The sequence below is a fragment of the Saccharospirillaceae bacterium genome (assembly GCA_022448365.1).
GTDB lineage: Bacteria > Pseudomonadota > Gammaproteobacteria > Pseudomonadales > Oceanobacteraceae > Bacterioplanoides.
The window spans coordinates 1,439,630-1,452,214 of record JAKVCS010000003.1; the positions used below are offsets into that span (position 1 = coordinate 1,439,630).

General features: G+C 49.9%; 13 protein-coding genes. 1 reads left to right on the forward strand and 12 read right to left on the reverse strand.

All coding sequences use genetic code 11. The annotated features are described in order from the left end of the window. Positions 1 to 56 precede the first annotated feature (56 nt). Positions 57 to 380, forward strand: a complete 324-nt coding sequence (locus tag MK185_10175) for a ferredoxin family protein (protein MCH2040987.1) — start codon at positions 57 to 59, stop codon at positions 378 to 380. 239 nt (positions 381 to 619) lie between these two features. Here the strand turns inward: MK185_10175 and rpoS are convergent, their stop codons facing one another. The 12 genes from rpoS to MK185_10235 all read right to left on the reverse strand — a co-directional run bounded on the left by rpoS (position 620) and on the right by MK185_10235 (position 12,411). Then, positions 620 to 1,591, reverse strand: coding sequence for an RNA polymerase sigma factor RpoS (gene rpoS / locus MK185_10180; protein MCH2040988.1), 972 nt, complete (start codon positions 1,589 to 1,591; stop codon positions 620 to 622). Positions 1,592 to 1,697: 106 nt separating this feature from the next. Continuing rightward, positions 1,698 to 2,360, reverse strand: coding sequence for a peptidoglycan DD-metalloendopeptidase family protein (locus MK185_10185; protein MCH2040989.1), 663 nt, complete (start codon positions 2,358 to 2,360; stop codon positions 1,698 to 1,700). A 371-nt stretch (positions 2,361 to 2,731) separates the two neighbouring features. Next, a complete protein-coding gene (locus MK185_10190; protein MCH2040990.1) occupies positions 2,732 to 3,634 on the reverse strand; it encodes a DUF368 domain-containing protein in 903 nt (300 codons plus the stop codon). Between the two features lie 50 nt (positions 3,635 to 3,684). After that, positions 3,685 to 4,317, reverse strand: a complete 633-nt coding sequence (locus MK185_10195; protein ID MCH2040991.1) for a protein-L-isoaspartate(D-aspartate) O-methyltransferase — start codon at positions 4,315 to 4,317, stop codon at positions 3,685 to 3,687. A gap of 38 nt (positions 4,318 to 4,355) precedes the next feature. Continuing rightward, on the reverse strand, positions 4,356 to 5,108 hold the full coding sequence (surE, locus tag MK185_10200) for a 5'/3'-nucleotidase SurE (protein ID MCH2040992.1): 753 nt from the start codon (positions 5,106 to 5,108) through the stop codon (positions 4,356 to 4,358). A 14-nt stretch (positions 5,109 to 5,122) separates the two neighbouring features. Then, a complete protein-coding gene (locus MK185_10205) occupies positions 5,123 to 6,244 on the reverse strand; it encodes a tRNA pseudouridine(13) synthase TruD (GenBank protein ID MCH2040993.1) in 1,122 nt (373 codons plus the stop codon). Positions 6,245 to 6,260: 16 nt separating this feature from the next. Continuing rightward, positions 6,261 to 6,740 (reverse strand): 2-C-methyl-D-erythritol 2,4-cyclodiphosphate synthase, encoded by a 480-nt coding sequence (gene ispF / locus MK185_10210; protein ID MCH2040994.1) that lies wholly within the window; start codon positions 6,738 to 6,740, stop codon positions 6,261 to 6,263. A gap of 86 nt (positions 6,741 to 6,826) precedes the next feature. Continuing rightward, on the reverse strand, positions 6,827 to 7,579 hold the full coding sequence (gene ispD / locus MK185_10215; GenBank protein MCH2040995.1) for a 2-C-methyl-D-erythritol 4-phosphate cytidylyltransferase: 753 nt from the start codon (positions 7,577 to 7,579) through the stop codon (positions 6,827 to 6,829). Beyond that, positions 7,576 to 7,863, reverse strand: a complete 288-nt coding sequence (locus MK185_10220; GenBank protein MCH2040996.1) for a septum formation initiator family protein — start codon at positions 7,861 to 7,863, stop codon at positions 7,576 to 7,578. The genes ispD and MK185_10220 overlap by 4 nt, the downstream gene beginning before the upstream one ends. Before the next feature lie 217 nt (positions 7,864 to 8,080). Continuing rightward, positions 8,081 to 9,373 (reverse strand): phosphopyruvate hydratase, encoded by a 1,293-nt coding sequence (eno, locus tag MK185_10225; GenBank protein ID MCH2040997.1) that lies wholly within the window; start codon positions 9,371 to 9,373, stop codon positions 8,081 to 8,083. Between the two features lie 187 nt (positions 9,374 to 9,560). After that, positions 9,561 to 11,183, reverse strand: coding sequence for a CTP synthase (locus MK185_10230; protein MCH2040998.1), 1,623 nt, complete (start codon positions 11,181 to 11,183; stop codon positions 9,561 to 9,563). A gap of 226 nt (positions 11,184 to 11,409) precedes the next feature. Then, on the reverse strand, positions 11,410 to 12,411 hold the full coding sequence (locus MK185_10235) for an NAD(P)-dependent alcohol dehydrogenase (protein MCH2040999.1): 1,002 nt from the start codon (positions 12,409 to 12,411) through the stop codon (positions 11,410 to 11,412). Positions 12,412 to 12,585: the final 174 nt, after the last annotated feature.

The following is a 12,585-nucleotide window of genomic DNA, read 5'->3' on the forward strand; positions in this document are numbered from 1 at the left end:
GTTGAACTCATGGTTTGGCAGACAGAATAAGCGACTGATGATTAGGAGAATGCCGCATGACATTTGTGGTAACCGATAACTGCGTTAAGTGTAAGTATACCGACTGTGTGGAAGTCTGCCCGGTCGATTGTTTTTATGAAGGTCCAAACTTTCTGGTGATTCACCCAGATGAATGCATCGACTGCGCTTTGTGTGAGCCAGAATGTCCGGCTGAAGCGATTTTCTCAGAAGATGAGGTTCCCACAGGCCAGGAAAAGTACATTGAGTTAAATGCCGAGCTGGCGGAAGAGTGGACAAATATCACCGAGCAAAAGGACCCGCTGCCGGATGCCGAAGAATGGGATGGCGTGCCCGACAAAATTGAGCATCTGGAACGATAATTCTAAGATCCCCAAGGCTGATCCACAGGCAATAAAAAAGCAGAACCATCCTGGTTCTGCTTTTTTTAGGTCATTCGAAAATCGTTTGACCCAACACCCTAAGTCCTTTTTACAACCTTCCTGGTTTTTACGCCTCCTGGCTCCCGACTCCTGTCAGGTAATATGGAGAGGAGTGTGCGGGCTCTGCTCCTTATTCGGTTTAGTGCGGCCTGAGATCACAGGCCAGACACTGGTGATGCTCAGGCCTCACCAAACAGAGTCATGGCATTCAGACCCTGCTTTTCCATAATCTCACGCAGACGCTTCAGGGCTTCCACCTGAATCTGACGAACACGCTCACGCGTCAGGCCAATTTCACGACCCACATCTTCCAGAGTACTGGTTTCGTAACCGCGCAGGCCAAAGCGTCGTGACAGAACCTCACGCTGCTTTTCAGGCAGCTCTTCAATCCATTGATCCAGATTGGAATGAATATCCTGGCTTTGTAATTCCTCACTGGGGTCGGAGACACGATCATCAGCGATGGTATCGAGAATTGACTTGTCTGAGCTTGGGCCAAGAGGAGTATCAACTGACGTTACACGCTCATTCAGCTTCAGCATGCGTTTAACGTCCGCTACCGGTTTTTCAAGCAGCTCAGCGATCTCTTCTGCAGTTGGCTCATGATCCAGCTTCTGGGTCAGTTCACGAGCCGCTCGTAAGTAAACATTTAATTCTTTAACAACATGGATCGGCAGGCGGATGGTACGCGTCTGGTTCATGATGGCGCGCTCGATGGTCTGACGAATCCACCAGGTCGCATAGGTCGAGAAGCGGAAGCCGCGCTCCGGATCGAATTTTTCGACCGCACGAATAAGGCCAAGGTTGCCTTCTTCGATCAGATCCAATAGTGACAGACCGCGATTGACGTAGCGCCGGGATATCTTAACCACCAGTCGCAAGTTACTTTCAATCATGCGGCGGCGACCCATTTCATCGCCTTTACGGGCCAGACGTGCGTAGTGCACCTCTTCTTCTGCTGACAGCAATGGCGAGAATCCGATCTCGTTCAAATACAGCTGTGTTGCGTCCAGCGCTTTGTACGATGTGTCCGCAGCAAATCGTTCGTCCGATTTGTCATTGGAATCTTCTGAGTTTGCCTCTACCAGTGCCAGAGCGTCTACATCTTCGAAAACGTCTTGTTCACGCAATTCACGTTGTTGTGCTGCCATGTCATTACCCGCCTTGTTAGTGATCGTCCTGAACCTGAACCGAAACAGGTTTCGTACCAGAACGATTAATTATTTTTTATCCGCTCTGGTCCGGTTATCGGACGTATTACCCAGGGTGTTTGGGTAAATGGTTGAGCGGATCAACCGGCTTGCCATTTTTTCGGATCTCAAAGTGAAGTTTCACTTTGTCGGTACCAGTAGATCCTATTTCGGCAATCTTCTGGCCAGCTTTAACAACGTCTTGTTCACTGACCACAATGCGACTGGTGTGGGCGTAAGCGCTCAGGTACGTGTCGTTATGTTTAACGATGACTAAGTTACCGTAACCGCGTAAGCCCCGACCCGCGTAAACCACGGTGCCAGCCGCTGCTGCCAAAACAGATTCTCCCAAAGACCCGGCGATATCAATCCCCTTGTTGACGGGCTTTCTGGTCGAAAAACGACCAATTAAACGACCGTTCACAGGCCATTTCCAGTCAGCAGAGGTCGTTACCACTGCCTTTGTTGGCGACTTATGACCGTTTTTAGGTTTTACCTTAGGACGAACTTTGTTTGTAACGGGTTGTTTTGACGTTTTTCCGACAGTCGGCCTTTTGGCTAGGGCAACTGGCTTAGGCTCGAAATCAATGTCAATTTTCTGACCTGGATAGATGGTATAAGGCTTAGAAATCGAGTTAGCGTTTGCTAACTGTCGGACATCTAGTCCGTAGCGCCAGGCTATAGAAAACAGGGTTTCCCCTTTACTTACACGATGGAAACCTGACGGCATTCGTTCTTTACTGAACTTTCCTTCAACTGATACAAAATCTCGGCTGGAGATACACCCTGTTACGAGTGTAACTAACATGACTAATATGACAGGGGCCGTTATTTTCATCATTGCCTACAGATGGTTGTTTTTTGACACTCAAAAATGACAGCTTTTTGAGTAGCTGAGTATTAACGCTTCCTTTTAACCTTTTGAATCTAAAACCAATTTTTATATTCCAAAGCTATCTAAGAAAAACGATTTTTTTTACGCTGTTATCGCTTGAACACGCTATTCATACGCTCAGATACAAAAAAGCGGCAATTGTCACTTGCCGCTTTCAATATTTACTGAACACTCGTTTGTGTATTTAACCAACAAGTGCTACTCCATTATTTACCACGGCTGGCCACTTTTTCCATAAGCAAGACCATGACAGCCCCGGTTATCATCAAAAAAACAGCGCCGATAAGCATGTCAGATTGCTGCCCGAGCGGCAAAATATTGTCCTGAATAAAAGGAACCTGCTGCCCTTTTGAGTTCATACGGGTACTGATTGTCTCTTTCCAGGGCCAGACTTTCACTAACGATCCCAGCATAAAGCCGGTCAGAAGTGCAAACATAAGGTCTTTGTAATGATGCAGACACCAGCTAAGAAAGCGTGAAAACACCAGCAGACCAACACCCGCACCCGCCGCAAATACCGACATAATCCCAAGATCCAGCGCTTTGACAGCCCCCAGAACCGGTTCATACAGGCCCATCAGCAACAGAATGAAGCTACCTGAAATCCCGGGCAGAATCATCGCACAAATAGCGATGCTACCGGCGCCAAAGATAATCAGAGCAGTGGGAGTAACCGATGACGGCGATGCCAGGCTGATGCCCGCAGCGATCATTATACCGAGCAGCAGCGTTGCAACTTTAGCAATATTCCAGCCTTGTATCTCTTTACCTATATGCCAGCTTGAAGCCAGGATAAGACCAAAGAAAAATGACCACAGCAGCTCTGGCTGAGTCAGCAATAAGTGGTGCAATACCTTCGCCAGAGAGAGCAAGGCCAACAAAATACCACTCCCGAGCACAAGTAAAAAAGTACCATTGATCGAATGCCAGGCTGCTGCGGGCCCTTCCTTAAACAGCGTGCGAACAGCTTCCAGATTAATACTTTTAATTGAGTCCAACAGTTCTGTGTAAATGCCGGTAATAAATGCGATGGTTCCACCAGACACACCAGGAACAACATCCGCTGCCCCCATGGCAATGCCCTTAAGAAACAACCAAAGGTGTTTCATAGCGTTTCCTTTATTGAGAAGTAATAAATTGTTTGGTTGGCCACTGAGGATTAGCGCTGTACGCCGGATAAAAACGGAACAAAGCGCGCAGGCTCCAGTACCTTTCGGGAAAAATGATCGCCACGACGGGTAATCAGCACCAGTTTTTGTTCTTCGCTGCCGACAGGTAGCACCATACGGCCACCATCCGCCAACTGATCGAGCAGTGATTGCGGCACTTCTTCCGGAGCCGCGGCTGCCAGAATGGCATCATAGGGACCATGCTGCGGCCAGCCCCAGGTACCGTCCGAGAGTGCCAGCGTAACATTACTCATTTGTAACGCCTCGATACGCTGGCAGGCTTTATTGTGCAATACTTCGATGCGCTCCACACTGAACAGACGCTCGACCAGAGGGCTCAGTACCGCCGTCTGGTAACCCGAGCCGGTACCAATCTCCAGTACCTTGCCTAAGGAGCCAGCTGCCAGCAAAACCTCTGTCATGCGGGCAACGGTATAAGGCTGTGAGATGGTTTGACCGTTGCCAATCGGCAAGGCAGTGTCCTCATAAGCACGATGAGCCAGTGCCTCATCCACAAAAAAGTGTCGTGGGGTTCGGGCTATGACGTCCAGCACGGCATCATTTTTAATTCCCGACTGACGCAAACGCTCAACCAAACGGTTGCGGGTACGTTGCGATGTCATGCCAATACCGGCGAAATATTGCTCGTTCACTGCCTATCTCACTCGCGGATCAGATCCTGGAAATATGGTTCAACGTCAGACTGAACAGCGTGCAGTGTCATGTCCATATGAATGATGCTGACAGACACTTTACCTTGTTCAATCGCATAAAAATCGGTCCCTTCTGTAGCATCAGCAACATCACCAGCGGCTGAAATCCAGTAACATTCCTTGCCGCGCGGATTGGTGGTGAGCACCGGGTTTGCTGATCGCTGACGATGACCCAAGCGGGTAATAGCGTAACCATTAAGCTGCGCAAACGGACGGTCAGGCACGTTGATATTGATCACCGAATTGGCCGGTAGATTCAGTTTTTCAATACGTGGAAGTAAGTCGATTACAACCTGGGCTGCCGTAGCAAAGTGCTGTTTCCCCACCAGGGAAACGGCAATGGGTGTTTTGTCGAGAAAGCGACCTTCCATCGCGGCCGCCACGGTGCCCGAGTATAGAACGTCGTCTCCCAGGTTAGCACCGGCATTAATGCCGGAGATCACACGTTCGCATTCGCCATCAAAAAATGCATTCACTCCCAGATGAACACAATCTGCTGGCGTGCCGTTAACGCTGATAAAACCATTGTCGAGATCAATCGGATGTAATGGACGATCCAGCGTTAATGAATTACTGGCGCCACTGCGATCACGGTCAGGTGCAACCACACTAATCTGATGACCCTGCTCAACCAGTGCCTGGGCCAGCGTTTGCAGGCCTGGGGCGTGTACACCATCATCATTGGAGAGCATCAGTTTCATGGTCAATTCCGGGTCTAAAGCGATTGATTGTTGGTTTGCGACGCAGCGTCAGTTTGCCAAACCGGTGTTCGCTCCCGTGGAGATAACAACTCACGAATGACAGAAGTGGCATAATACCCACTTGGCAAAGAAAAACAGAGCGTTAAATCTTCGCCGCTGCTGCCCTGCCAGGCCGGGTCATCGCTGGCAGCCATCTGTGGATCGGAATCAGACCATTGCCAGGCCAGGTTATCCACCCCTGCAATCAGGGCACGACGTTCCTGATTCAAACCTCTGTGCTCCAACCCTTCACAGATATCGGCATACAGGCTGGCCACTTCCGTTTCCAGCGACAGTACCTCGCCACTGGTCTGCAACCGGCCTCGCCCCCACAGTGGCGCAGTGGCAATTGGCTGACCATTCAGCTGTTGATCCGCGGCAATGTCGCCTTCCAACATCAGCGATTGAGTCTGCCGGTTAATGCGGGCAGCAACCACTTCATTAAAAATCAGCGAACGCGCCGCTGACAGATAAATACTTTTCTTACTGCGGTTTTTAACCTGTATCTCACCGCTCAACATCTGACGTGACGCCTCGATATTGCCGCCGTTATGACCGAAGCGCTGCTCTCCAAAGTAGTTGGGGACGCCGCTTTGTTTAACAAATTCCAGATTTCGTTCCAGCGCCGCTTTATCGCCACCCTCCTGGTAACCGATATCGCGCAGCCGGATTTCAAAACGGTTACCGAGCAACTCTCCACGCCGTAACTTTTTCGAATGACGACGCACCTGCAGGACTTTGATTTGTTCGCCGTCCTGGTTCTTTTCAACAGCAGAAAAATCCGGTTCGCCATTGGGCAAGCGCACCAAGGGTAAATAAATGCTGAACCATTGACGGGTAATCGCATGGCGGTCTTTCAATCCGGCATAACCGATATCCATTTCTTTTACGCCAACCAACTCGGCAAGTTGCTTGGCAATCCAGCCCGTGTTGACACCGTTTTTTTCAATTTCAAGCCAGATGTGTTCACCCTCGCCACAAGGCAGCACCTGCGGAATCTCGACCACACAAAAATCCTGGTTATGGCATTTCAGCCAACCGGTTGCACCAGTTTGTGGGTATAACCTTGGCCAAGCGGGTAATGCAGATTCAGTCATTCAATCAATTCTTTGTTTATTCTGCCGCTAATAGCAGCGCAATCGCATGGGTTGAGATGCCTTCTTTGCGACCTTCAAAACCCAACTTTTCAGTGGTGGTCGCTTTTACGTTGACATCATCAAGGCGCACATTCAGGTCAGCGGCGATGTTCTCTCGCATCGCCTGTATGTGCGGTGCCATCTTCGGTGCTTGAGCAACAATGGTAATATCGACGTTTGAAATACGGTAACCCTTATCACGAATCAAGCCGACAACATGGCGCAGTAACACCCGGCTGTCGGCTCCAGCGTAAGCATCGTCAGTATCCGGGAAGTGCTTACCGATATCGCCCAATGCTGCAGCCCCCAGCAACGCATCGGACAGTGCGTGCAGTGCTACGTCACCATCAGAATGTGCGAGCAGGCCTTTCTCATAAGGAATCTGAACACCACCGAGGGTAACAAACTCACCTTCGCCAAATTTGTGAACATCAAAGCCGTGGCCAATACGCATAATCTGATCTCAGTGTTTAATTAATGTAAAACGGTAAGCGCCACCCAACACAAAACTCACGTCTGGATAAAACTCACGTCTGGATAAAACTAACGCCGGGATAAAAACAACTCGGCTAGCGCCAGATCTTCCGGACGGGTCACTTTAATATTGTCAGCCCGGCCTTCAACCAATAACGGTAATTGTTGTATCTGCTCCAGCGCGGACGCTTCATCAGTTACTTCCCGTTTATTCTGTAAACAGTATTCCAATGCCTGTTTTAATTCGGCATAACGAAATACCTGTGGTGTTAACGCATGCCATAATTGCTCACGTTCAACCGTATGATCAATCGTAACCGTACCATCCTGCTGTTTGATACCACGCTTCATGGTATCGCGGGTCGGTGACGCTAAGATGGCACCACACACAGCGTTATTGTCCGCTGATGAATTTTCCAGCGCCATAAACAGTGCATCTAAATCAGAATGACGTAAACAAGGTCGGGCAACATCATGCACCGCTACCCAGTCATCCGAAGCAGCAATGCCTTCCAGCGCTTTTAAGCCGTTTAATACGGAGTAACATCGCTCGCTGCCCCCGTCTGCCTGAATAATCCGAGAGTCACTGGCGAAAGTGCTTTCCGGCCAGTATGGGTCACCTGGCGATAACACCAGCACCAATTGCTCAAACTTCGGATAACTCAGCATCACCTGCAGCGTATGGTCCATTAAGAACTGACCGTGCAACGACAGATATTGTTTAGGACGATCGGCCTGCATGCGGCTGCCAACACCCGCGGCCGGTAAAATAGGCCAGAACTTTGGAGAGTCAGTGTGTGGTAGGGAGGTACTGGAGGTCATTTTTTCGCAGGATCAACAAATAGAATAAAGGTCTCACCCTCGCGCACCAAACCCAAATCTTCGCGCGCTTTTTCTTCGAGAATTTCGTTACCACTTTTCAGGTCTTTCACTTCAGCTAATAACGAATCATTCTGATCTTGCTGGACGTCGTTGTCTTGTTGCAGCCGTTCAATTTCCTGCTGCAATGTTTCACTGGCAATCAGGCCCGTATCATCAAACCATAAACGATATAAAAGGATCAGCAATAAAGCTGCCGGGATCAGTGTGTAAATCAACCAACGCATAAGCCCTCCTTTTTGTTATTTTTCGCTGACACCTCAGTTTGAATATCCAAACGTCAGCAAGGCCGTTGTCGCTTTGCAAAAAAATCTCAGACGCGGCACTTATTAACATAAGTATCCGCGTTGCTCCCCCTGGGGCCAAAGCAAAGTTCGTTTTGGCAAGTCAGTGAGCATTTTGAGATCTTTTTTACCGCCACGACAACAACGCAGCTCGCTCAGATTACTGACCTTTAATTTCTTTCAGGCCATTATATGGAGCTTTCGCGCCCAGCTGCTCTTCAATGCGCAGCAGACGGTTGTACTTAGCAACACGGTCAGAACGACACAGAGAACCGGTCTTAATCTGACCAGCACAAGTACCAACTGCCAGATCAGCAATAGTGGTGTCTTCCGTTTCGCCGGAACGGTGAGAAATCACAGCCGTATAACCCGCGTCTTTCGCCATCTTGATCGCTTCCAGAGTTTCGGTCAGTGAACCGATCTGGTTGAACTTAATCAGGATAGAGTTAGCGATGTCTTTTTCGATACCTTCTTTCAGAATCTTGGTGTTGGTTACGAACAGATCGTCGCCCACCAGCTGCACTTTAGCGCCCAGTTTTTCAGTCTGATACTTCCAGCCATCCCAATCGGATTCATCCTGACCGTCTTCAATAGAAACGATTGGGTACTGATCACACAGCTCTGCCAGGTAGTCAGAGAATTCTTCAGCCGAGAATACTTTGCCTTCGCCTTTGAGGTCGTATTTGCCATCAACATAGAATTCGGAGGAAGCACAGTCGAGAGCCAGAGTCGTATCTTTACCCAACTCGTAACCCGCATTCGCAACCGCTTCTTTAATCGCCGCCAGCGCGTCAGCGTTAGATGCCAGGTTCGGAGCAAAACCACCTTCATCACCAACTGCCGTGTTCAGGCCCTGAGAAGACAGAACTTTTTTCAGGCTATGGAAGATTTCAGCACCCGCACGCAGCGCTTCAGCGAAAGTCGGAGCGCCAACCGGCTGTACCATAAATTCCTGAATGTCTACGTTATTGTCTGCATGCTCGCCACCGTTGATGATGTTCATCATAGGTACAGGCATAGAGTACTGACCCGCAGTGCCATTGATGTCGGCGATGTGTTCGTACAGCTCAACACCTTTAGCCGTCGCAGCGGCTTTCGCTGCCGCCAGAGATACCGCCAGAATAGCGTTCGCACCCAGGTTGGCTTTATTGTCAGTACCGTCCAGCTCCAGCATTTTATGATCCAGAGCACGCTGATCAGTACCGTCCATGCCCAGCAGGGAAGACTTAATAACGGTGTTTACGTTTTCAACCGCTTTCAGGACACCTTTGCCCAGGTAGCGGCTCTTATCGCCATCACGCAGTTCCAGCGCTTCACGAGTACCGGTAGAGGCACCACTTGGCGCACAAGCAGTCCCAAAAAAACCACCTTCCAGAGTAACGTCTGCTTCGATGGTTGGATTACCGCGTGAGTCCAGAACTTCGCGTGCTTTGATGTCGATAATGTTGGCCATAACTTCTTTAATCTCCGTAAAAAAATTCTGTTCGGGAGTTTCCTGCCTCGCTTCTACTGCGTTCAAAAACAGACTCTGAACGCTCATTTATAACAATAACTGCACGTCGTAATCTGTTTATGTTTTGTATTAGCGGCTCAGGAAACGCTCCTTTGAAAGCTTGTTATCCGGTTAATTCACTGACTGCTTATTGATCTTGCTTTAAGGCAGCAGCGATAAATGCTTTAAACAGTCCGTGTCCATCACGTGGTGTAGACGTAAACTCAGGGTGGAACTGACAACCCACAAACCAAGGGTGATCAATCACTTCAACAACCTCAACCAGGTCGCCATCAATGGAGCGACCCGCAATGCGTAAACCAGCTTCTTCGAGCTGCGCAATCATATTGGCGTTCACTTCGTAACGGTGACGATGACGCTCGACAATCACGTCGGAACCGTACGCCAGCGCCGTATTGGAGCCTTCAGTCAGACGACACTCCTGACCACCCAAACGCATGGTGCCACCCAGATCCGAGTTTTCTGTGCGAGTTTCCGTATTACCAGAAGCGTCCGTCCATTCAGTAATTAAACCAACAACCGGGTGCTGAGTGTCATTGCTGAATTCAGAAGAATGCGCGTCGGTCAAGCCAACTACGTTGCGAGCGAATTCGATGACCGCGCTCTGCATACCTAAACAGATACCCAGGAATGGAATCTTGTTTTCACGCGCGTACTGAACCGTCTGGATTTTGCCTTCCACACCGCGGTTACCAAAACCACCCGGAACCAGAATCGCGGCTTTATCCTTGAGGATGTCAGTGCCTTTACGTTCAATGTCTTCAGCATCGATAAAGTCGATTTTGACCTTCACCTTGTGGTGAATACCGGCATGATCAACAGCCTCGATCAACGATTTATAGGCATCCAACAACTCCATGTATTTACCAACCATGGCGATATGAACTTCACGCTCCGGGTTCAGCTTGGCATCTGCCACTTCCGCCCACTCGGACAGATCCGCTTCATTGCAGCTGAGGTCGAATTTTTCCACGATGTACTCATCCAGACCCGCCTTATTCAGCATTGTCGGGATTTTATAAATAGTGTCGGCGTCCTCCAGCGGGATGACGGCACGCTCCTCAACGTTAGTGAACAGAGCAATCTTGCGCAGTGATGAAGCATCGATGGTGTGATCAGAACGACAAATCAGAATATCAGGCTGCAGACCAATAGTACGCATCTCCTTCACGGAGTGCTGAGTTGGCTTGGTCTTGGTTTCACCGGCAGTGGCGATGTAAGGAACCAGTGTCAGGTGCATCGACAGTGCGCGTTTGGAGCCCAGCTCTACCTTCATTTGGCGAACCGCTTCCAGGAATGGCTGGGATTCTATGTCACCGACGGTGCCACCGATTTCAACCAGCGCCACATCGGCACCCTCTGCCCCTTCCAGCACACGGCGTTTGATTTCGTCAGTGATATGAGGAATCACCTGAACCGTGCCACCCAGGTAATCGCCACGACGTTCTTTGGCCAGCACGTCGGTGTAAATACGCCCGGTGGTGAAGTTATTGCGGCGAGACATCTTGGTGCGGATGAAACGCTCATAGTGACCTAAATCCAGATCCGTTTCTGCACCGTCTTCCGTTACGAACACCTCGCCGTGCTGAAATGGGCTCATCGTACCCGGGTCCACGTTGATGTATGGGTCGAGCTTAAGCATGGTGACCTTGAGGCCACGCGCCTCCAGAATAGCAGCCAGAGATGCTGAAGCGATGCCTTTCCCTAAAGAAGAAACAACACCACCCGTAACGAAAATAAATCGTGTCATAGAAGGTCCGCAGAACGAGAAGATAAATATAAAAACGGAAGACTCAGCAGGGTCACCAACCTTTGTCGGTCAGAGTTGCCAATGCTTCACTCAAGATGGGAGGGCAGGATACCAGAAGAGCCCCTGCGGGTAAATTTCTTTGCGTGTTTTTTCCTGTGCTCAATGCGGTGTGCAGAGGGACAGAATCCCCCCGCCACATCCTGGCTGAAATCGGGCTTTCGGTGCGCTATTTCTTTAGCACCACCCGATACCGTGGGTTGCCGTTCTCCAACCGCTCGACGGCCTTATTGACGTCGGCCATATCAAAAACTTCGACCTTAGGTTCGATATTATGACGCTCAGCAAAATCTAACATCTCAGCAATCACAGCCGGGCTACCCACTGGCGATGAAGAGACACTGCGCTGCGCGCCCATCAAAGCGAACACACTCACGGCTACGGGTTCCAGCACCGCACCGACCAGGTGTAACCGGCCACGCGGCTTTAACGTATTGATGTAACTGTTCCAATCAAGCGAGACATTCACGGTCGAAAGAATCAGATCGAAGCTGTTAGCCGCCGTTTTCAATGCCTCTTTGTCACGAGAGTCCAGCGTATGATGAGCCCCCAGCTCCAGCGCTTCCTGACGCTTTGACTCGGAGGACGTAAACGCGGTGACTTCACACCCCCAGGCATTGAGAAATTGCAACGCCATGTGGCCCAAACCACCGATTCCAACGACACCAACACGAGCCGTCGGCTTCACATCAAACTGAACCATCGGGTTATAAACTGTGATGCCACCGCAGAACAGCGGACCCGCTTTCTCGCTATCTAGACCTTGCGGTAAGGCCACAACGCTGGATGCCTGAGCGCGAACCTTGTCGGCAAAACCACCATGGCGCCCAACAATAGTACCCTGGGCAGAACTGCACAGATTATGATCGCCCTCCATACACGTCTGACATTCATTGCAGTAGCCCGCGTGCCAGCCCAGACCAACGCGATCACCGATGTTCAACTTAGCAACATGCTTACCAACCGCAGACACTTTACCCGCGACTTCGTGACCGGGCACAAACGGAAATTGAGTAATACCCCACTCGTTATTCAGCATGCTCAAATCACTGTGGCAGATACCACAATATTCGACATCTATCTCAACATCGTGATCGCCAAGCGGACCCGGATCGTATTCAAACGGTTTTAACTCACCACCCGGCTCAGTGGCTGCGTAAGCTTTAATCATGGTTAATCTCCAATGTGTTTACGCACTGCTGTCCACAAGCAGAATACAGCAGTGAATGATGCAACAATAGAAGGGAATGGCGCTGAGTTAAAGCAACGGACTGTTGCAACCCGTTCGGTAACATATTGCGGCCGTACAGACTGACAGCTTAAGAAAATTAACAGCTTCGGAGCT